Raw genomic sequence first — 20469 nt, 5'->3', positions numbered from 1 at the left:
TTGTAGACTAATTAACAAGAGTAATATGTCAATCAAATTAGGAGATACCGCACCCAACTTTCAGGCAGAAACAACTGCCGGTGATCTGGATTTTTATAATTATCTGGGCAACTCCTGGGGGATATTGTTCTCGCACCCTGCAGATTATACTCCGGTTTGCACTACTGAGCTTGGATACACATCGAAACTAAAATCCGAATTTGAAGCCAGAGATACGAAAGTAATTGCATTAAGTGTAGATGGAGTAGAAGATCATCAAAACTGGATAAAAGATATTAATGAAACACAAAATACAGAAGTACAATTCCCGATTATAGCTGATAGGTATAGACGAGTGTCGGAATTGTATGACTTTATACATCCCAATGCTTCAGCAACAGCAACGGTACGTTCTCTATTGATCATAGATCCTGCTAAAAAAGTGCGTTTGATTATTACTTATCCGGCATCAACTGGTAGAAATTTTAATGAGATTATCAGAGTGCTTGATTCTTTACAATTAACCGATTCTCATAAAGTGGTTACTCCGGTCAACTGGAAAAATGGTGAGGATGTTATTATTCCTCCTTCTTTATCAACTGAAGATGCCCGTGAAATTTTTCCTAAGGGAGTTACAGAAATAAAGCCGTATCTAAGATATACGCCTCAACCCAATACATGATTTATTTGATTTTTTATAGTTTAGTTTTAATTTGTACGAAAAGCGCCTCGAAATTATTCGAGGCGCTTTTATTTGTAAATATGAATTGTAAAAATTATTTTCTTACATCATTTATAACTTCTTTTCCTTTAGATGTAGGAAGGTAAATACTAAATCCTACGTTGAATGTTAAACTAGAAGTTAAACCATTCTTCCCGAAACCTGCAACTCCATTGTATTTAACAAGTCCTTCAAGTCCGATATTCGGTGTAATGAAGTATGAATATCCTGGACCTGCTCCAAAATCTAAACCTGTCGTAGAGTTACCACTTTCAATGGATACACCACCAATACCTACGTTACCTTCTAGGAACCATCTTCCGTGGTGTAAAAGATTATCAATACCTTTTTCTCCTGGTGAGATATAATAACGTCCTAAAGCACCTACTTTATAAGTAAATTCAGTTGGAGATCCTTTTGCAACTTTCTTAAAACCTAAATCAACATATCCACCAATAGCTACATTATCTTCAATGAAATAAGCTCCTTTTGGAACCACTCCAATGTTATAACCACCACCAGTGTTTAATCCGAAACTACTTGTTACAATACTACCTCCTACTAGCCAGTTACCTTTTTGAATCTGAGCATTTGCTGTTGTTGTTAAACCTGCTACTGCTACTATTCCTGCTAAAATTAGTTTTTTCATAATTTATAATTTTAATAATTAATGCTTATTATTCTATGGTTAGTGAAAATCAATAAATATGCCATAGTACTCATTTTAAGCTAATTTTACTAAAATAGTGTTAAATTAAGAAAAATGAAAATCAAATTTATTAAGAGGTTTTGTTGATGATTTTGTAATTTTTTATACGATGAGTAGTAGAATAGAAAGTATAATTCCGGCAACAGTAAAAATCATCCCACGTTTAAAAGCTTTTGTTTTTGGATTGAACATCCAGAAACTTGAAATCACGAAAAATAATAATGTAATTCCAAAAAATGTGTTCAAGGGTGATAAAGTATCCTTAGATTGTGCTTTATGAAGTTTTACCATTTTATCAAGAACGAAAGGCAATTCTTTCTTTATGTATTGAGCTTCTCCTGTATTCAGATTATAAGCACCCTGTTTGAAATAAGCGATATTACCTATCTTGCTTTCTATTTCAAAGTTTTTAATTTTTAACTCTTTTCCCAATGCTTTTTCTGAAAGGTTTTTGTCAACTATTTTAGTGTATTTTTTTTCATTTTTTAAAAAGTCTGTGTCTCTGTAAACCAGTAGAACGCCACTTACTGCATAAACTGCCATAATCCCAGCGAGAAAATAGCCCAGGTAACGGTGGGTGATTCTCATGAAACTTCTGGTATCTTTTATCTTATCCATATCTGTTGTTTGTTTAAAAAAATTAAAGATGCAAAAATGCAAAATCCCTTTAAGATAAGGAAATTATTAGTTTTATAATATTTCACTATATAGATAATAGGTGGTCTTAACTAATATTTTTCTCAATATATTTGTTAAAAAAAAGAGTATGCAATTGGTAAAAGTTGGCCTTTGTGCCTTTGGAATGAGCGGAAAAGTTTTCCATGCACCTTTTCTGAAAGAACATCCCGGGTTTTTTATGTCAGCAGTAGTGGAAAGAAGTAAGGAAGAATCCCGGGAGAAATATCCAGATGCAATTATATACGGTTCGGTAGAGGATATGCTGGCCGAATCGGATATAGAAGTTGTGGTAGTCAATACTCCGGTCCAGACTCACTTTGAATATGTAAAAAAAGCTCTTGAAGCCGGTAAGCATGTAATTGTTGAAAAACCTTTTACAGTAGATGTTTCAGAAGCTGAACAATTGGTAAAGCTAGCAGAGGCTAAAGGCTTATTTCTAAGTGTGTATCAAAATAGAAGGTTTGATCGTGACTTTCTTCAGGTCAAAAAGATTCTTGAGGATAAAAAATTGGGAGAAATCAAAGAGGTTGAAATAAGATTTGACCGTTTTCGTACGGAACCCAGCGGAAAACAACATAAAGAGAACCCTCAGCAGGCCGGCTCCGGATCACTTCATGATTTAGGGTCTCATTTGGTAGATCAGGCGGTACAGCTTTTTGGATTTCCGGAAAAGCTTTTTGCCGATGTTTTTTCCATGAAGGGGTCGGAATATGCCAATGATTATTTTGAAATTCTTTTATTCTATAAAAATAATATGCGGATTCGGCTGAAATCTTCAGTTTTTAGCAAAGAGGCACACTATGCTTATGTAGTTCATGGTGACAAGGGAAGCTTTCTTCAGGAAAGAACCGATAATCAGGAAACTGAATTGGTATCAGGAACCTTGCCTGCATATGGTGAAAATTGGATGCTTCCGCTAAACAGTGCTGATGGGATATTGAATTATATTAATGATCATTCTGAAACGGAAAGAATTCTTACCAACAGTGAACCTGGAAATTATATGAACTATTATCAGGAGATTTATGAGCATATCGTTTTTGGATATGATCTGCCGTCACCAGGAAAAGAGGTGATTCAGAATATGAAAATCATCGATGCAGCGGTTGAGAGCTCTGAGAAGGAAAAGGTAATCAACCTCAACTAAAAAAATCGGCCTCACATTAAGTGAGGCCGAAATAGTTTTATTTTAAATATAAATATTAAGCTTCGCCCAGGATTTCCTGTAATTCCAGCCATTTCATTTCATGATCTTCCAGTTTTCCTGAAATTGCCTCCAAATCAGCTGAGAGTTTGGAAATTTTTTCATAATCTGTCTCATTATTCAGCTGTTCAAGAATTTTTTCACGTTGTCCCTCTAATTCAGGCATTTCTTTTTCAATAGTTTCTAATTCTCTCTGCTCCTTAAAAGAAAGTTTTCGTTTCTTGGAGTTGGTTGGGGAAGTGACAGCAGTGGCTACCGGAGCTTCTTTGATTTCTGTTTTCTGTGGTGTATTTTTTTCTGAAGCATCTTCACGACTTTTTGCTTCCCTGTATTCTGAGAATGTCCCAATGAAATCTTTGATCTTTCCTTCGCCCTCAAAAGCTAAAATATGATCAACGATTCGATCCATAAAATATCGGTCGTGAGAAACGATAATCAGGGAACCTTGAAACTGTTGTAAAAAGTTTTCAAGTACTGTTAATGTAGGAAGATCCAGATCATTCGTAGGTTCATCAAAAATAAGGAAGTTCGGATTTTGATATAAGATATACATCAGGTGTAATCTTCTTTTTTCACCACCCGAAAGTTTTGAAATAGGAGAGTACTGTGTTTGATCATCGAACAGGAATAATCTTAAAAACTGAGAAGCTGATAGGCTTTTTCCATTCGCCAGAGGATAGAACTCAGCAATTTCTTTAATGAAATCAATAACTCTTTCATCCTCTTTATAAGTTAATCCTTTTTGAGAAAAATAACCAAAAGAAATCGTTTCCCCAGTTTCAATTTCTCCTTTGTCGGCCTTTTCGAAACCTTGAATAATATTTAAAAGCGTGGATTTTCCGGCTCCGTTTTTACCAACAATTCCAACTTTTTCTCCACGCTGGAAAGAATAGCTGAAGTTTTTTAATAATAATTTATCTCCAAAACTCTTATCAATGTTTTTTAATTCCAGAATTTTATTACCTAAACGTTTCATTTCAAAATCAAGCTCAAGACCCTGTTTTGAAGTATCCGTCTTTGCTACTTTCTCTGTTTCATAAAAAGCATCAATTCTGCTTTTTGATTTCGTAGTTCTTGCCTTGGGCTGTCGTCGCATCCATTCCAGCTCTTTTCTGTAAAGATTGTTGGCCTTATCAATAGTTGCGTTAAGATTATCTTCCCGGATCATTTTATTTTCAAGATAGGTAGCATAAGAACCATTGTGGAAATAAAGATTGCTGTCCTCCATTTCCCAGATCATATTACATACACCGTCCAGGAAATACCTGTCGTGAGTTACAAGCAGAAGTGTAATTTTAGCCTTATTCAAATAATTTTCAAGCCACTCTACCATTTCCACGTCAAGGTGATTGGTAGGCTCATCCATTATTAAAAGAGTGTGGCGGTGTTCAGCTCTGGTTTCTGTCAATAGTTTGGCCAAAGCAACACGTTTGATCTGCCCACCCGAAAGTGTTCCCATCTTTGCCTCGAGATCAGTGATCTTAAGTTGAGAAAGGATTTGTTTCATTTCATTTTCAAGATCCCAGGCTTTGTGAACTTCCATATCAGCCAGCGCTTTTTCAATAAAATCCAGATCTGTGGAATGCAGTGATTTGTGATAGTTTTTAAGTGCAGTGATAGGAGCGGAATCCAGAGTCATCATGAATTCATCGATCGTAAGTGCAGGATCATAATCAATCTCCTGATCAAATAAAACAACCTGAATATCTTTGTTAATGATTACATTTCCACTGTCAGTTATTTCCTTTCCCATCAATATTTTCAGCAGTGTGGATTTTCCACTTCCGTTTTTAGCAACAATGGCTATTTTGTCCCCTTCATTGATATTGAAAGAAATATTTTTAAATAAAACTTTTAGTCCGTACGATTTAGTAAGGTTCTCAGCAGCAACGTAATTCATTTCTATAAAGATTTCGTAGCGCGAAAATACGAAATATTGAAGGTTTTATCTGATAAAATATTTTCTGTAATTTTCTTAATGGTAATAGGCCTCAGAAGTAATGCTGCAAAATTTACAATCCTTTTTTACCCTCTATCCAGTAAGCCTGCGATCTGATATTTGTAGAATGAACTCCTTTTTCCTTCAGATATCTGCGTAAAAATGACATTGTTTTTCCATTGCCGGTAAGATAAAAAGTAACCTCTTTGTTTTCGATAGCTTTTCTTTCTTCCTGCAAAAATTCATTGACCTGATTTAAAATAGCCATCCAGTTGTTTTTTGAGGTATAATATCCATAGAGATTAAGTTTTTCAAGACATAAAGGATCTTCAATCTCATGCAGACAAACAAATGAAGTGGAAGATTTTTCTGCAGCTTCCTGAATGGAAATTGAGCTTCCTAAAGACGTTTCATCACCAATTGAAAAATGAACTTTCGCTTCGTGATCAAAGAATCTTTTTCCACGCGGTATAATCATTTTTAGAGAATCACCTACGGAAAGCTGATTCATGAAATCGCATCCCACCGCTTCTGTGTCGTGTAAATGAAAAAGAATGTCGAAGCTGCCATTTTCCTTATCAAAGTGAAAAGGGGAGTAGTTTCTAAAATCACGATCATTAATCCGGAATCCAACCGCATAAGCAGGTTCGAAATAGACATCAGAAAGATCGGTCTCAAAAGTTATCTGTTTAAGATCATCTGAAATAGAGATGGTCTTTGTAATGGCACAGTCTTTAAATTTGGAGGGTAATAAGTTTTCGACAGCGTCGTTGATCCATTTTGGTAAGCTTGACATAATAATTTTTATTACAAAGGAAGCTGCAAATGGAAAAAATATCAATGGTTATTTTATGGAATTGATTGGACAATTCGCGGTTTAAGTAATCACTTTCGAATTTTTTTACGGAAGGATAATGGAGAAATCTCCTCTGACCTGGAAAAGAGGCGGGAGAAATAAGTGTGATCATTATATCCCAATTGATATGCAATCTCCTTTACGGTACAATTTGTGAAAAATAGGAGTCTTTTTGCCTCAATCAGAATCTCCTGTTGGATCCAGTATAATGCCGATTTACCTGTGGTTCTGGAAACAGCCTCGGTTAGATATCCAGGTGAAATATTTAGTATTTTGGCATATGAAGACGGACTTTTTATATTTCTGAATTCTTTTCGCACCAAAATTCTAAACTTTCTTGTCAACTCTAACGCACGATTTTGTTTATGTTTTTCAGGCTTACTTTCATTTAAAAAATATAATGTAAACATTCCTATATAAGCATTCAATAAAGACTTAACAACGAAAAAACCTTCCTTAGTAGATAACATTTCTTCGGTACAGGAGCTGTAAAGAAGTTGAGCGTAAGTATTGAATTTTTCATTACAGTTTTTGTCTAAAGCTAAAGGATTATGATCTCCCATGGATTCTTCAAAAGCAATTCGTATGAAATCAGGAACCAGATCTGCATTCACGGCAACAAACCATCCGCAAGCATTGTTGGTAAGTAACGCCTGATGTACCTGTCCGGGTAACAGACAATGAATGTGAGGACCTTCGACTTCCATGATTTTGAAATCTATCATCATTTTTGCATATCCGGTCTGGAGAAACATAAAAATATAATGACTGTCTCTATGTATTCCTTTATCAACAATATTATAATGGGGATTGTTGGTATGTTCGGTCATTTTTTCTACAATAAAACCGTGTTGAGAAACCGAGTTTAGGTTGTAGGTAGGAATATTCTGTCTCATATACTGGTTCAATCTTTTAAAATAAAGTATAGATGTCAACTGCAGTAAAAGCTTTGCTTCTTTGGAGTAATTTAACTAAACAAAGATAAAATTTAATAACACGTTATGAGTTTTTAATTAGATAAATAATGATTTTTGTACCAAACTTATATCATGAAAAAACTCAGTATTTTACTTCTTTTCTTTTTTGTAATTTCCTTTAATGCTCAGATAATTTCCGGAACCGTCTATTCTAAAGATGAAAATTTACCACTTCCTTATGTTAAAATAGGGATTGAAAAAGAGAATGTAGGTGTGATTTCTGATGAAAAGGGTAGTTTTTCAATAGACCTTTCTAAAGCAAATCCATCAAATAAAGTAAAAATAGAGGTTGCCGGATATGAGAATTATACAGTAGCTGTCGGGGATTTTATCAAAAATAATTCTCAGCAAATATTCTTACAGCAAAAAGTAAGAAATATACAGGAAGTGAAATTAACAGCTAAAAAACTGGTAGATAAAAACTGGGGAGTGAATACCAAAACCAAAAATGTAATGTACTCTGTAAATCCAAAACTTCGGACAGAAGATTTTTTAGGAGAAACCGCTTTGGAATTTAATGCAAATAAAAGATCAAAGATCAAAAATATTAATCTGAACATTGCAAGCTATGTTTCTGACAGACCCGTGCTAATGCGTTACAGTATTTACAGTGAAAAGAATGGCTTCCCTGATAAAAATATTCTTGATGAGGAAATCACTGTAGAGCTAACTGAAGACATGATCAAATCCGGAACATTCACTTTAGATGTTAATGATTACAATATTTGGGTGCAGGGTAAGTTTTTTATAGGAATTCAGTTTTTAAAGGAATTTGCCGGAAAAATAAATATTAGTGCAGCATTATTCAGAACTGGATTTACAAGGAAGTTTTATGATGATTGGGAAAAGAGGACAATTGCTGCCCCTGCCATTAATATTGATGTGAAAGTCGATAAGAATGGAAAGAATGTGAATGATGATAAGGCTGTTGATGAAAGTATTGCAGATTTGATTCCTGATTTAAGTAAATATAAAATTGAATCTGAAAACTCTGTTTATGGGAAAAATACATCTGTAGGAAAGACTTTAAAATTAAAGAATGCAGAGATTTATTATGAAATATATGGCAAAGGAGAACCCTTGTTTTTGCTTCATGGAAACTCCGGGAGTATCAAAGATTTTTATCAGCAGATTTCAGTGCTTTCACAACATTATCAGGTGATTGCAGTTGATACGAGAAGTCAAGGCAGGAGTGTTGATTTTTCGAAAGATGATTTTACGTATTCTATTTTTGCAAATGATCTTAAAATCTTAAGTGATGAACTTGGATTAAAAAAAATTAATATAGTAGGCTGGAGTGATGGAGGGAATACCGGGCTTGAGTTTGCTATAAAATATCCTGAAAATCTAAATAAGCTAGTCATTATCGGGGCAAATACTCAACCTGATGGGGTGGATCAAAGGCTTTTAAATCATATGAGATTGGATCTTCAGGTTTTAGAGGCTGAAAATAAGCCTGAAAAATTCAATGAGAAAAGACTATTAAAACTTATGCTGGACGAACCTCATATCAAGAAAGCTTCTCTGCATAAAATAAACCATCCTGTTTTGGTGATAGCGGGAGAAAATGATGTTATAAAAAAAGAGCACACTTCATTTATAGCAAAGGAAATTCCGGGAGCGCAAATGAAAATTTACAGAAAGGGAACTCATTTTATTCCATTTGAAAACCCAGACGAATTGAATCATGATGTTTTGCAGTTCCTGGAAAAATAATTAATCGATAGTCAGCCTTTTCAGGGACCATGAACTGCCATTGTATACATCGAGGTCGACTTTGGTATTGATGCCATGAACAATTCCGTTTTCTGTAAATTGCCAAAAATCCCATTTGTCATTGGGGGAGGGAACAGGAACGTCATTGTAATTGGCCAACCATAAAGGATAACCATCAAATTCTCCTTTCAGAAAATCTTTATAATAATGGTAATAAGTATAGATAATAGGTTTCGTACCGTAGGTCTCTTCTACAATTTTGCACCAGACTTTTAAATCCTCAAGAAGTTTTTTATTTGTTTTCCGTTTGGGGATTTTTTCAATATCTAAAATGGGTGGAAGATCCCCATTTTCGAGTTTTACATTCGCTAAAAAATTATTTGCCTGTATGATAGGGTCTTCATCAGCTCTGTAGAAATGATAAGCTCCCCTGATAAGTTCATGCTTCTTTGCTTGTGTCCAGAATTCATCAAAATGTTTATCCGCATTTTTATTTCCCATTGTTGCCCTCATCACAACAAATTCCAATGGAATGGTCTTGTTTCCAATGCTTAAACTATCCCATTTGATATCCTCTTTGTTTTGGTAGTGGGAGACATCAAAACCATAAGTTTTATCAAGATTATCACTAAGAATTTTTTGAATTCTTAAAGCTTCCTTTTCACTGTTATGGAGTTTTTTATGGGTAAATTTATTAAAGTACAAAGCGTAATAATAGCTGATCGACTGCTTTAGATAAAATCCTGTTCCAATGAGAGCTATGATAAGAATAGCCAATAGAATCTTTCTACGAAAAAAGTAGTTCTTTCGTCTTTTCTGATGAATGTTTTTGGCAGCTTTTTTGGTGTACTTTTTTCTCGTCATAAAGTTTTGCAAAACTAACTTTTTGAGAAGTAAAATGCTAAATAAAATCAGTAAATTTGTATAATATGGAAACACGCGAAAAGATCATCATTATCGGAGGAGGTTTTGCGGGACTACAACTTGCAAAAACGTTGAACAATAAAAATAAAAAGGTAATGGTCCTTGACAGGGTAAACCATCATATGTTCCAGCCCCTTTTTTATCAGGTAGCGTGTGGAAGGATCGAACCTTCTAACATTTCATTTCCATTCAGGAAAATTTTCCAAAAATCACGTAATATTCAGTTTCGGTTAACAGACGTAAAAGAGATTGATCCTTTTCAGAATAAAGTAATTACTGATGAGGCAGAATTTCGTTATGATAAATTAATTATTGCCACAGGATGTAAAACCAATTTCTTTGGAAACAAAGATCTTGAAGGTAAGGCTTTCGGAATGAAAAATACACAGGAAGCCATAGGAATCAGAAATCATATTCTGATGACCTTTGAAAAATTGATTCTTGAAAAAAGCAGAAGCGATGATGGAAACTGGAATATTGTTATTGTAGGAAGTGGCCCGACCGGTGTTGAATTGGCAGGAGCTTTTGCAGAAATGAAAAAAGAAATTCTACCCCGGGACTATCCTTATATGAACTTTGATCATCTTAAAATTATTTTGGTGAGTTCTACAGAAAAACCACTTGCTGTGATGAGCAGTGAAGCGCAGGAGAAGTCTGAAAAATACCTTAAAGATTTAGGGGTTACTTTTCTGAGTGGGGAGATTGTTACCGACTATGATGGGGATCGTGTGATCATGAAGAGTGGGAAAGAAATCCCTTCCAATAATGTGATTTGGGCCGCTGGGGTAACAGGAAATGTTATAGATGGATTTTCAGAAGAAAAATTAATTAGAAACAGATATATAGTAGATCGGTATAATAAAATAAAAGGGTACGACAATATTTTTGCTATTGGAGATATTGCTTACATGGAAACTCCAAAATATCCGCAGGGACATCCACAGGTCGCCAACGTAGCAATTAATCAGGCTAAAAATTTAGGGAAGAACCTTTTAAAGAATAATAATGACTGGCAGGAATATGAATATAAGGACCAGGGATCTTTAGCAACCATCGGAAAACACAGAGCAGTTGTGGATTTACCTTTTATAAAATTTCAGGGATTTCTGGCCTGGTATTTTTGGATGTTTTTGCACCTAATGCTTATTTTAAGTGTTAGAAATAAACTTGCTGTGTTCTTTAACTGGATGTGGAGCTATTTCAATAAAGATTCTTCGCTGCGACTTATTATTTCACCGACTAAGAAAAATGGAACATTACAATGAGAATTGATATCATAAGCGTACTTCCGGAACTAATGGAAAGCCCTTTCCAAACTTCAATTTTAAAGAGGGCAATGGATAAAGGATTGGTAGAAGTGCATTTTCACCATTTAAGAGAATGGGCAATAAATAAACACAGGCAAATCGATGATGAGCCTTATGGAGGTGGGGCAGGCATGGTGATGATGGTTGAGCCATTGGATCAATGTATCTCAAGCCTTAAAGCAGAAAGACAGTATGATGAGGTGATCTACCTTACTCCTGATGGAGTTACACTGAATCAGAGAATTGCTAATTCACTTTCTATAAAAAATAACTTAATTTTTTTATGTGGGCATTATAAAGGTATTGATCAAAGAGTAAGAGACCTGCATGTGACCAAAGAAATTTCAATCGGCGACTATGTGCTTACTGGTGGAGAACTGGCAGCATGTGTATTGGCAGACTCTATAATACGATTAATTCCTGGTGTTCTGAATGATGAACAGAGCGCTCTTACAGATAGTTTTCAAGACGATCTTCTTTCTCCCCCAATCTATACGAGGCCTGAAGTTTACAAAGGTTTGGAGGTGCCTAAAATATTGTTAAGTGGAAATTTTAAGAAGATCGAGGAATGGCGTCATGATGAAGCCGTTAGGATCACTAAAGAAAAACGGCCTGATTTACTGTGATTTATTGAAGATATCTTAAATTATGATGGTGGTTTGTTGTTTTTTTAGGGATTTTATATAAAATGGAATAATAATTGTAATAAAAAGCGAATAATAAAATTTCATAGTTGGTTTTTAAATTATTATTTGCCGTTTTGATTTTGTTTCAGTAGATTTAAAATCAAATTTGCATGGGTTTCATATTGTATTTTATTAAAATGTCATTAAAATATGGTTTTAATGCATAATTAAAAAGCAATAAGTTGTAATTTTACCTGCAAAAATTAAATCTCAAAATTAGAACTATTTATGAATAGAAATATGCGTTGATGGAGCTTTTCACTTTTTATAATGTAGAAAATTTATTTTTACCAGATATTAAACCCGTCCATAAGTTTGATCCTACAAAATCAGGATTAAGGAACTGGGATGAAAGAAAGTATAATAATAAGCTTTTTAAAATTGCGCATGTCTTTCAGCTGATAGAAGAAAAAAATGGGGTTTTACCATTTATAATAGGTTTGTCCGAAGTTTCCGGAAGGAAAGTTTTAGAAGACCTTGTAGCAATGGAACCTTTTCACTCACAATATGGAATTGTACATTACAATTCGATGGATGAAAGAAAAGTGGATGTTGCAATGTTATATGATAAAAGTAAAGTAGAGCTAATAGACTCAGAAGCTATTACGTTCTTTTTTGAAATTACAAATAAAAACACGGAGTATTACGATACAACTAGAGATGTACTCTACGCAAAATTAAAATATAAAGGAGAGATTATTAATGTCTTTGTCGCTCACCTTCCCTCAAAGAGAGAGAAGGACGTTAATAAACCAAAAAGAGACTTTATATTGGAAGAAGTCCGTAGCAGGATTTTGAATATTGTGAACAGTACAGATGAACATGTTGTTTTGTGTGGTGATTTTAATGAAAATCCGGATGATGAAAATCTAATTAATATTCTTTATGATGACAATCATAATAAAATATTAGAAAATCCGTTTAATGAATTATTTTCCACAGGGAATTATTCTACCTTTCATTATAAATCTGGTTTGTTATTTGATCAGATTATATTGTCGAAATCATTTTTTAACGATCAGAATAATATAGAACTGTCATTTCAAGGTGCCGAAATATTTAAATCTGAGAAGATTAGCAGCCGAAACAAACAATTCGCTGGCAGACCTTTCAGAACTTATGCAGGCACTAGATATTTGGGAGGTTATAGTGACCATTTTCCTGTTTTTGTAAAATTAAAAAAATAAAAAAAACATAAATAATTAAAAAAAATTACAAGATGAAAAATTCAACAAATGCAAGCTACCATTTAGACTCAATTGACAAAGAAATTATCTACATGCTGATGGATAATGCTAAAACTTCTTTGGCACACATTTCAAAACATGTAGGGATATCTACAACCGCTGTTCATCAGAGAATTAAAAAACTCGAACATGCAGGGGTTATAGAAAATTCGATTTCCTTTTTAAATCCGAAAAAAATTGGGTATAAAGTGATTTCTTATATCGGTATTTTCTTAGATCAACCGAGCCACTATCCTGATGTTGTAAAATCTTTAAAAGATGTTAATGAGGTGGTTGAGGCACATTACACTACAGGAAATTACACTATTTTTCTAAAAGTTCTTTGTAAAGATAATGATCATTTAATGCAGATCTTAAGCAAACTTCAAAAATTAAAAGGAGTGACCAGAACGGAAACCTTTATATCTTTGGAACAGGGGATCAGCAGACAACTGAAAGTATAAATAATTATGAATATTGCTCAATATTTGGATTCTACGTATCTGAAAACTCCACTGCAATCCGGAATTTCAGAAAGTCAAACTCTACAGAAAGATATAGATCTTACTCAGGAAGCTATTGATAATAGTATTTTTGCGGTCATGATCCGTCCGGATTATGTATCTGAGATCAAAAAATATATTATAGAGAGAAACTCAAATGTTGCCGTAGGTACTGTAATAGGTTTCCATGAAGGCACCTATACCATTCAGGAAAAAATAGCAGAAGCTTCAAAAGCAATTGCTGATGGAGCAGATGAATTGGATTTTGTTATTAATTATAATGCCTATCTGAATGGAGATCTGAAATTAGTAAAAGAAGAATTTGTACAATGTACCACCTTGTGTGTACAGAATCATAAAATTGCCAAATGGATCATTGAAATTGCGGCTTTAACTGATCATCAAATTGCTGATCTTACTAAACATATTTCTACATGGGCGGAGGAGAATTTCTCTGAAAAAGATTTAAATTCTATTTTTGTAAAATCTTCTACCGGCTTTTTTGAGACAACCGAAGGAAAGCCTAATGGTGCAACGTTTGAAGGCATTCAAATTATGCTTGATAATGCAGGAAAACTTCCGGTAAAAGCAGCTGGTGGTGTAAGAACTCCCGGTGATGCAGAAAGAATGATCAAGATGGGAGTGAAAAGAATAGGAACTTCTTCAGCATTATCTTTAATTAAAGATCAATCAGCTTCAGAAAGCTATTAAGAAATATTTAAATACAAAAAAAACCATCAATATTTTTGATGGTTTTTTATTTTATACTTGTGCCTGATACTCTTCGTAAAACTGTTGCGTTTCTTTGATCAAGGCATCCATTTCTATCATGGTGTAGACTTCAAGGAATCTTTTTCTAAATTCTTTGAAATGAGGAATTCCACGGAAGTAGTTACTATAATGTTGCCTCATTTCTATTAAACCTAATTTTTCTCCTTTCCACTCGGCGCTCCATTCTGCATGTTGACGTACGGCAAGTAGTCTGTCTGAAATGGTAGGTTCAGGAAGATGTTCTCCAGTCTTAAAGAAATGTTTTATTTCATTAAAAATCCATGGATATCCTATAGCTGCACGACCGATCATAATTCCGTCACAGGCATATTTCTGCTTATATTCCAATGCTTTTTCCGGAGAATCTATATCACCGTTTCCAAAAATAGGAATTTCAATATTTGGATTTTGTTTTATTCTTGAGATATGTTCCCAATCAGCTTCACCTTTGTACATCTGTCCTCTGGTTCTTGCATGTATGGTTAAGGCCTTAATACCGGTCTCCTGTAAACGTTCTGCAACTTCGTCAATATTAATAGAATTGCTGTCCCATCCTAAACGGGTTTTTACGGTTACAGGCAAATGAGTAGAACTTACAACGGCTTTTGTAAGGCGTACCATTAAATCAATATCTTTCAGTACACCAGCACCGGCACCTTTACAAACTACTTTTTTTACCGGGCATCCGAAATTAATGTCAACCAGATCAGGATTTACAGTTTCCACAATCCTTGCAGACATTGCCATTGCTTCTTCATCACCTCCAAAAATCTGAATTCCAACGGGTCTTTCATAATCGAAAATATCCAATTTTTTTCGACTTTTCATGGCGTCACGAATCAGCCCTTCTGAAGAAATAAATTCTGAATACATCAAGTCTGCGCCATGCATCTTGCACAAACGTCTGAAGGGAGGATCACTGACATCTTCCATGGGTGCCAGCAAAAGCGGAAATTCCGGCAGTTCTATATTGCCTATTTTTATCATGGTGCAAATTTACGAAATTCTAAACTTTTCTAAAGAGAGATATTTTCTATGGAAATTATTAGCTACAATCTCATTAAAATGTCAGCTAATTTTTTTGTTAGAAAGTTGCCTTTACCTGCATACTTCCTATGTGGATGGTTCTCTCTCCTGAATTTCGCCCTTCGTAGTTTAAATTTAATTGTAAGAATGAATTAATAGCCTGCTGAATAAAGACACTCCAAACCTGATTTTTTCCAGGTTTTAATCCATCAAGCATTTGATTTCCTACAATGGTAAAATTGTTTCCCGTAAAGTTATTATTGATAAAAGAGAAATTTCCCCTGATAGATGTTTTTTTACGATCCCACTGAATGGTTCCGGTAATATCGAACGCTTTTAACAATTCTTCGCCATCTATTCTCCTTTTCTGTCGGAATGCAGAAGAAAGCTCTGCTTGTATTGCATCGGTGAATTTGTAGGTAGCTTTTGGTTTGGTTTCAAAATTATTTAATCTGTAGTCTCTTGTAGAAAACAATTGTGATGAATTTTTAATATCATGAACGGAGTTTTCCCAGTCAACCCTAAATTCCTTATTGAACCAATATCCTAAATTTAAAAAATGAGAAGCTTGCTGCCGTTCTTCATTGCTAAAGTTTGCATTGATAAGGTTGTCATTGGATATAAACCGGTAATTTCCATTCCAACCTGATTTTTCTGTAGGGTTAAATTGTACAGATGTCAGAATATTTTGATTTTTTAAGATCTGATCACTATTTTTTTCAAATGGATTGATCACCAAAACTTTATCTTTTTTATAAAAAGAGTTTTGAGAGTTTAATGAAATATTAAAATTCCATCGTTTTAAAAATGCATTTTCAGAGTTAAAGACAATGGCTGGATTTACAAATAATGCCAGCTGTATTTTGTTTTTATTGGATGGGATATATCGTACAGAATTCGTGTAAACACGGATATATTTAGCCAGGTCGGAATATTCTGCAATCTCAAATTCGTCCAGCTGTTGAATACCATCACCATTATAATCGGTCCATTTGTAAATTCCCTGTCCATCCGTTACTTTAATATATTGAAATTCCCTTTGAGCTTCCTGTCCATTTCCAAGTTCGTAGAAAGCCTGCAAACGCATACCATTTTTGAAAAGTTGTTGATTGTAAAGAATATTTCCAACAACAAAATCATTATTTCTGCTGGTTTGCAAATCCTGAACCTGATAGAAGAATTTTCTATAATGTACCAAAACATTTAATGTCGTTCTTTCTGTTTTTATCAGTTGGCTTTCCGCCATAATCCCCAGAATATTATTCATGTTCTGAAGTCTGTTATCCCGAACTGAATCATTGTCCCTCATATATACCTTGGCCAATAATTTAGTTCTTGTGCTATCTCCAATCTTCTTCTGTACAAATAATTCCTTCCAACTGAAACTGGTGACATCCATCAATTGAGAATCATTATATTTTTTCTCATTATGTTCCATGCTTCCTCCAAAAGCCCAGCTCCCTTTTTTGCCGGTGTATTCTGTGGAAACCCCTCCTCTGATAAATTTCGTGTCCTGCTGGATGGCGTTGGTACTTAAGTAGGATAAATTTCCTTTTGTGAAAAACTTTCCTTTGATCCATCCAAAGTCTAAATCATTTTTAAATCCTTTATACGAATTTTGTTCATCAAGATAGTTTAAACGGTAATTTAATGTTGATTTATTATTCCACTTATTAAGGAAGCTGAAGATAAATCTATTTTGAGTTTTCTGGCTGAACTCCTGAGCTAAGTTAAAATCTCTGGAGAATTCTACATCATTGATTCTGTCTAGTATATGAAACTGCTTATCAATATACTGGTACTCAAAACTTGGAGTCCCTTTCCAGCCGTTTTTGCTGAATGTCTTATTTCCATAAATACGGCCTGCATATCCCATATTCTGACCGGAATCTTTAGAAGAAAATAAATTGAGGTCATAATTACTTAAAGAGATGTCTGCTCCAATTTTACCTTCTTTCAACAGAAATTCTGAATTAGCTGAAAATACCTGGGTTTTTTGTGGAGAAGGCAACTTTCTTACAGCTCTGTAGTCTCCCGAATTAGGTCCCGTGTACTCAAAAACACGACCATTATTAGTGGTTTGTGATAATTTATAATCTCCAAGATTAGGTCCAAAATAGGTGAAAGAAACCTGATAAAGGGTTTCAGTGGCATTGGTCGAAAATTCATAATGACTGCCCCCCGAATTCTGAACTAGTCGATACAGGATTTTGTTGACATCATACTCGGTTACGACCCCTGAAGGAGCATACATTAAATTGGGATCGTTTCCGGCATTGGCTAAAATTTGTTCATCTTCTTTCGATAAATTTAAAGCAAGAGGCGCATTTTTATTGTCATTTTCCATGAACCAGCTTAATCCTACCTTCATTTTCTCTCTCCGGTGTTCCACTTTCCCCGTAAACAAGTACCTGGAATAATTTCTATTGGTGTAGTTATATGAAATCGTAATGAAATTCTGCTGGAAAATGGGTCTGAAACTGGTAAAGGTAACTTCACCCGTATTGTAATTAATGATATAATCCTGGTTCTCCCCACGTTTCATTAAAATACCATCAATGAATACCTGCTCAGATCCTGAGATCAGAGTAATGAATTGCTCCCCGTTTTTACCCGTTAAACGGTAAGGCCCCTGATTGCCTTCAACCCCCTGAAAACGTATTCTGTGAAATTCACTTCGTGCCACACCCATTGACACATCGACGAATGTTTTATTATCTTTTCCAAATTCCGTCTGGAACTGGAGGCCCATGCTTCGTCTCTGGTATTTTGCAAAATAATTCTTGGCTTCAACCAAGTCCAGATGTCCGGCCCTAAGAATTGATTTATCCTTAATATTAAGCTGCATGTAGATCTTATCAAATTCTTCTAAGGTTTGTGTATAGCCATCTGCCTGGATAGGAAGATTATGATCTGATATACTTGCTAAAATAGTTACATCTTTGGAAAGTCTTCCGGAGATCTGAAGATCCATTGAGCTCTGTACAGATTGTCCCTGATTATTACCGAAAGTGATCCCACGAATAATGGAACCTTTTGAATTAAGTTCTCCTAAAAATCTTTTCTTATCATTTTTGGCCAGTACAGCCTCGTCTACAATTACTCTGTTTCTTGTCCTTACGAAATCAAGGGTATCTTTGGTGAAAATATCCTGTTCAAGTCGTGCTGCCAAGATACTGTCCTTCTTTATAGTGTCTTCCGGAATATTAGGATTTTTCCATGAGAAAATCTGAGCATTTGTTGCCAATGTGCCCATGAAAAGAAACAGGAGTACTAGAATAAAATTCCGCAAATTTTCCAAAATAATTGGTAAAAATACTTAAAAAATGTTAAAGGTGGACGGTTTAGGTTTATTAACAAAAAATTACTCTAATTATTGTTTTTCGTTGAAAAATACTCCTACTTTTATTCTACAAATTTCTTAAAAAACAAAGTGATGAAAAAGATTTATTTTTTCTGCGTTGCGTTAGCAACTGCAACAGTAATGCGTGCACAGACAACCATTGCTCAATGGAATTTTAATGATGGTACCACTAATCCTGTAATAGGGTCCGGAACGGCCAATGTATTAGGGGTCACAGGGGCGCCTTCATTTGTGTCAGGAACACCGGCTTCCGGAAAAGCATGGCGGACATCGGGATTTCCGGCTCAGGGAGTAGGATCAGGAACTGCAGGATTTGGATTTGCTGTAAGCACACAAGGGTATACAGGAATATCGGTTTCCGTAGATATTACCGGAACCAACACCGGATCTAGGTATTTTCAGATGCAATATACCATAAACGGATCTACCTGGAATAATGTCGGAAGTGTAATTACCATTCAATCTACTTCAGTTTCTGGTTGGACATCCGTAAACAATACAATCCCTGCAGACGCAAATAATGATGCTGACTTTGCGGTCAGATTGGTCTCTGTATTTTCTCCCGGAAATAATACTGAATATAAGGCAATTGGTGCATCTTCTACTTATAATTCCGGGGGAGCTATGAGAGTTGATAATGTTTCAATAACCGGAACACCAGTAAGTTTAGCAATATCTGATGTCAAAAAACTGAGGCCGAATTTTATTAAAGAGACTTTTATCAAAAGTGATGACATTAGTTTCAGAACCTCTGTTAAGGATGTGAAAATATTTAATATGAATGGGCAGCTTGTAAAGAAAGGTTCAGTAAATGTAAATGAGACTTTGAACATTTCTGAATTACCAAAAGGAAACTATATCGTTACAGGAACTATTAGTTATAAACTTGTTTCTCAGAAGATACTGAAAGATTAGTTTTGTGTTTTAACCCAGGAACGGCCATTTTTAAAGTGGCTGTTCTTTTATAATGTGCTGTATTTATTATTAATAGAAAGTTAATCTTCTTGTAATTTACTCACTTTTAATTAGGTGTAATTTTGTTATGCAAATTTGTTAAAAAGCAATAACAAGAATAAAAAATTATGAGAAAGATTTTTACTATTTTAAGCATTACTACATCATTAGTTTTTGCTAACGCACAAAATCTGGTTCAGAATCCAGGTTTTGAAACGGGAACTTTAGCACCATGGGCTGCGGGCTGGAATAATTCATATACTGCTCCAAGTGTTATAGCGGATGCTCATACCGGATCTTTTGGAGCTAATTATGCGGCAACTGCTACTACCGGATTTTATCAAAATGTGAACGTTACGGCAGGTCAGCAATATACCCTTAGCTTTTGGCATAAAATAGGGGGATCAGGTAATGGTGGAAGAATCTGGAGTAATTTTCTGGATGCGGGAGATAATCCTGTTTACCTTGTTCCAGTGACTGACAATGATCCGCTGAGAAACAATAATCAGTTTTTACCAAAAGGTACAACATGGCAGCAGAAAACAATTACATTTACTGTTCCGGCTGGTGCTGTAAAATTGCAGTTGCATGTTCGTGCATATAATAATTCAAGTGTTAGTTTTGATGATTTCTCATTAACAACGGGAACACTAGCTATCGGAGAGGTTACTGCCTCTAAATACAGACTTGTGAAAAATACATTCATTAAGAATGATGGAATTACTTTCGGAGCTCAGGCTAAGGATGTAAAAGTGTACAATATGTATGGACAGGTTGTGAAAACAGCTTCTGTAAAAGAAAACGAAACTTTAAATGTTGCTGAATTAAATAAAGGAAATTATATCGTTACAGGCATCATTAATAATGAACCTGTTTCTCAGAAAATATTGAAAGACTAATTTTATTTTTTTAGATAAAAAGGTGGATGC

General features: G+C 34.7%; 18 protein-coding genes. 10 read left to right on the top strand and 8 right to left on the bottom strand.

Annotated elements, in window-relative coordinates; translation table 11 throughout:
* The first annotated feature begins 25 nt into the window (after positions 1-25).
* Positions 26-661, top strand: coding sequence for a peroxiredoxin (locus tag CEY12_RS10915; protein ID WP_089027724.1), 636 nt, complete (start codon positions 26-28; stop codon positions 659-661).
* Between the two features lie 94 nt (positions 662-755).
* On the opposite strand, the gene CEY12_RS10910 is transcribed toward CEY12_RS10915, so the two are convergent.
* Together CEY12_RS10910 and CEY12_RS10905 are read right to left on the bottom strand one after the other, a co-directional pair.
* Positions 756-1349 (bottom strand): hypothetical protein, encoded by a 594-nt coding sequence (locus tag CEY12_RS10910; RefSeq protein WP_089027723.1) that lies wholly within the window; start codon positions 1347-1349, stop codon positions 756-758.
* A 162-nt stretch (positions 1350-1511) separates the two neighbouring features.
* Positions 1512-2027 (bottom strand): hypothetical protein, encoded by a 516-nt coding sequence (locus CEY12_RS10905; RefSeq protein WP_089027722.1) that lies wholly within the window; start codon positions 2025-2027, stop codon positions 1512-1514.
* A 148-nt stretch (positions 2028-2175) separates the two neighbouring features.
* Between CEY12_RS10905 and CEY12_RS10900 the strand changes: the two genes are divergently transcribed.
* On the top strand, positions 2176-3234 hold the full coding sequence (locus tag CEY12_RS10900) for a Gfo/Idh/MocA family oxidoreductase (RefSeq protein WP_089027721.1): 1059 nt from the start codon (positions 2176-2178) through the stop codon (positions 3232-3234).
* Between the two features lie 55 nt (positions 3235-3289).
* Here CEY12_RS10900 and CEY12_RS10895 read toward each other — a convergent pair whose 3' ends face one another.
* The 3 genes from CEY12_RS10895 to CEY12_RS10885 form a co-directional block, all read right to left on the bottom strand.
* On the bottom strand, positions 3290-5191 hold the full coding sequence (locus tag CEY12_RS10895) for an ABC-F family ATP-binding cassette domain-containing protein (protein WP_089027720.1): 1902 nt from the start codon (positions 5189-5191) through the stop codon (positions 3290-3292).
* A 112-nt stretch (positions 5192-5303) separates the two neighbouring features.
* Positions 5304-6026 (bottom strand): SIP domain-containing protein, encoded by a 723-nt coding sequence (locus tag CEY12_RS10890; RefSeq protein WP_089027719.1) that lies wholly within the window; start codon positions 6024-6026, stop codon positions 5304-5306.
* Between the two features lie 89 nt (positions 6027-6115).
* Positions 6116-6982 carry a helix-turn-helix domain-containing protein gene (locus CEY12_RS10885; RefSeq protein ID WP_089027718.1) on the bottom strand — a complete coding sequence of 289 codons (867 nt, stop codon included), beginning with the start codon at positions 6980-6982 and terminating at the stop codon, positions 6116-6118.
* A 153-nt stretch (positions 6983-7135) separates the two neighbouring features.
* Between CEY12_RS10885 and CEY12_RS10880 the strand changes: the two genes are divergently transcribed.
* Positions 7136-8779 carry an alpha/beta fold hydrolase gene (locus CEY12_RS10880; RefSeq protein ID WP_089027717.1) on the top strand — a complete coding sequence of 548 codons (1644 nt, stop codon included), beginning with the start codon at positions 7136-7138 and terminating at the stop codon, positions 8777-8779.
* Here the strand turns inward: CEY12_RS10880 and CEY12_RS10875 are convergent, their stop codons facing one another.
* Positions 8780-9643, bottom strand: a complete 864-nt coding sequence (locus CEY12_RS10875; RefSeq protein ID WP_089027716.1) for a glycoside hydrolase family 25 protein — start codon at positions 9641-9643, stop codon at positions 8780-8782. It lies immediately after the preceding gene.
* A 65-nt stretch (positions 9644-9708) separates the two neighbouring features.
* On the opposite strand from CEY12_RS10875, the gene CEY12_RS10870 reads away from it, so the two are divergent.
* The 5 genes from CEY12_RS10870 (at position 9709) to deoC (ending at position 14136) form a co-directional block, all read left to right on the top strand.
* The gene (locus CEY12_RS10870; RefSeq protein ID WP_089027715.1) at positions 9709-10968 is read left to right on the top strand and encodes an NAD(P)/FAD-dependent oxidoreductase; all 1260 of its coding nucleotides are present in this window, start codon (positions 9709-9711) and stop codon (positions 10966-10968) included.
* A complete protein-coding gene (trmD, locus tag CEY12_RS10865; protein ID WP_089027714.1) occupies positions 10965-11636 on the top strand; it encodes a tRNA (guanosine(37)-N1)-methyltransferase TrmD in 672 nt (223 codons plus the stop codon). Before CEY12_RS10870 ends, trmD begins: the two co-directional genes overlap by 4 nt.
* A gap of 308 nt (positions 11637-11944) precedes the next feature.
* Positions 11945-12883 carry an endonuclease/exonuclease/phosphatase family protein gene (locus CEY12_RS10860; protein ID WP_089027713.1) on the top strand — a complete coding sequence of 313 codons (939 nt, stop codon included), beginning with the start codon at positions 11945-11947 and terminating at the stop codon, positions 12881-12883.
* A 32-nt stretch (positions 12884-12915) separates the two neighbouring features.
* Positions 12916-13386 (top strand): Lrp/AsnC ligand binding domain-containing protein, encoded by a 471-nt coding sequence (locus tag CEY12_RS10855; protein WP_089027712.1) that lies wholly within the window; start codon positions 12916-12918, stop codon positions 13384-13386.
* Between the two features lie 6 nt (positions 13387-13392).
* The gene (gene deoC, locus CEY12_RS10850; protein WP_410493964.1) at positions 13393-14136 is read left to right on the top strand and encodes a deoxyribose-phosphate aldolase; all 744 of its coding nucleotides are present in this window, start codon (positions 13393-13395) and stop codon (positions 14134-14136) included.
* A 51-nt stretch (positions 14137-14187) separates the two neighbouring features.
* Here deoC and dusB read toward each other — a convergent pair whose 3' ends face one another.
* Together dusB and CEY12_RS10840 are read right to left on the bottom strand one after the other, a co-directional pair.
* On the bottom strand, positions 14188-15183 hold the full coding sequence (gene dusB, locus CEY12_RS10845; protein ID WP_089027710.1) for a tRNA dihydrouridine synthase DusB: 996 nt from the start codon (positions 15181-15183) through the stop codon (positions 14188-14190).
* Between the two features lie 97 nt (positions 15184-15280).
* Positions 15281-18478: a hypothetical protein gene (locus CEY12_RS10840; protein ID WP_089027709.1), complete on the bottom strand. Its 3198-nt coding sequence runs from the start codon at positions 18476-18478 to the stop codon at positions 15281-15283.
* Positions 18479-18658: 180 nt separating this feature from the next.
* Between CEY12_RS10840 and CEY12_RS10835 the strand changes: the two genes are divergently transcribed.
* Both CEY12_RS10835 and CEY12_RS10830 read left to right on the top strand, forming a co-directional pair.
* The gene (locus CEY12_RS10835) at positions 18659-19501 is read left to right on the top strand and encodes a T9SS type A sorting domain-containing protein (protein ID WP_089027708.1); all 843 of its coding nucleotides are present in this window, start codon (positions 18659-18661) and stop codon (positions 19499-19501) included.
* 167 nt (positions 19502-19668) lie between these two features.
* The gene (locus tag CEY12_RS10830) at positions 19669-20439 is read left to right on the top strand and encodes a carbohydrate binding domain-containing protein (RefSeq protein WP_089027707.1); all 771 of its coding nucleotides are present in this window, start codon (positions 19669-19671) and stop codon (positions 20437-20439) included.
* Positions 20440-20469: the final 30 nt, after the last annotated feature.

It is taken from the genome of Chryseobacterium sp. T16E-39 (assembly GCF_002216065.1).
Taxonomy (GTDB): Bacteria; Bacteroidota; Bacteroidia; order Flavobacteriales; family Weeksellaceae; genus Chryseobacterium.
The sequence above is the reverse complement of the archived record's forward strand: the minus strand, read 5'-3'. Positions and strand labels throughout refer to the sequence as shown.

Excerpts from the sequence above, each read along its gene's own strand:
- trmD (WP_089027714.1), top strand. The coding sequence starts at position 10,965 with ATGAGAATTGATATCATAAGCGTACTTCCGGAACTAATGGAAAGCCCT.
- deoC (WP_410493964.1), top strand. The coding sequence starts at position 13,393 with ATGAATATTGCTCAATATTTGGATTCTACGTATCTGAAAACTCCACTG.
- CEY12_RS10870 (WP_089027715.1), top strand. The coding sequence starts at position 9,709 with ATGGAAACACGCGAAAAGATCATCATTATCGGAGGAGGTTTTGCGGGA.
- CEY12_RS10830 (WP_089027707.1), top strand. The coding sequence starts at position 19,669 with ATGAGAAAGATTTTTACTATTTTAAGCATTACTACATCATTAGTTTTT.
- CEY12_RS10915 (WP_089027724.1), top strand. The coding sequence starts at position 26 with ATGTCAATCAAATTAGGAGATACCGCACCCAACTTTCAGGCAGAAACA.
- CEY12_RS10910 (WP_089027723.1), bottom strand. The coding sequence starts at position 1,349 with ATGAAAAAACTAATTTTAGCAGGAATAGTAGCAGTAGCAGGTTTAACA.
- CEY12_RS10885 (WP_089027718.1), bottom strand. The coding sequence starts at position 6,982 with ATGAGACAGAATATTCCTACCTACAACCTAAACTCGGTTTCTCAACAC.
- CEY12_RS10835 (WP_089027708.1), top strand. The coding sequence starts at position 18,659 with ATGAAAAAGATTTATTTTTTCTGCGTTGCGTTAGCAACTGCAACAGTA.
- CEY12_RS10880 (WP_089027717.1), top strand. The coding sequence starts at position 7,136 with ATGAAAAAACTCAGTATTTTACTTCTTTTCTTTTTTGTAATTTCCTTT.
- CEY12_RS10890 (WP_089027719.1), bottom strand. The coding sequence starts at position 6,026 with ATGTCAAGCTTACCAAAATGGATCAACGACGCTGTCGAAAACTTATTA.
- CEY12_RS10840 (WP_089027709.1), bottom strand. The coding sequence starts at position 18,478 with ATGGGCACATTGGCAACAAATGCTCAGATTTTCTCATGGAAAAATCCT.
- CEY12_RS10900 (WP_089027721.1), top strand. The coding sequence starts at position 2,176 with ATGCAATTGGTAAAAGTTGGCCTTTGTGCCTTTGGAATGAGCGGAAAA.
- CEY12_RS10905 (WP_089027722.1), bottom strand. The coding sequence starts at position 2,027 with ATGGATAAGATAAAAGATACCAGAAGTTTCATGAGAATCACCCACCGT.
- dusB (WP_089027710.1), bottom strand. The coding sequence starts at position 15,183 with ATGATAAAAATAGGCAATATAGAACTGCCGGAATTTCCGCTTTTGCTG.
- CEY12_RS10895 (WP_089027720.1), bottom strand. The coding sequence starts at position 5,191 with ATGAATTACGTTGCTGCTGAGAACCTTACTAAATCGTACGGACTAAAA.
- CEY12_RS10860 (WP_089027713.1), top strand. The coding sequence starts at position 11,945 with ATGGAGCTTTTCACTTTTTATAATGTAGAAAATTTATTTTTACCAGAT.
- CEY12_RS10855 (WP_089027712.1), top strand. The coding sequence starts at position 12,916 with ATGAAAAATTCAACAAATGCAAGCTACCATTTAGACTCAATTGACAAA.
- CEY12_RS10875 (WP_089027716.1), bottom strand. The coding sequence starts at position 9,643 with ATGACGAGAAAAAAGTACACCAAAAAAGCTGCCAAAAACATTCATCAG.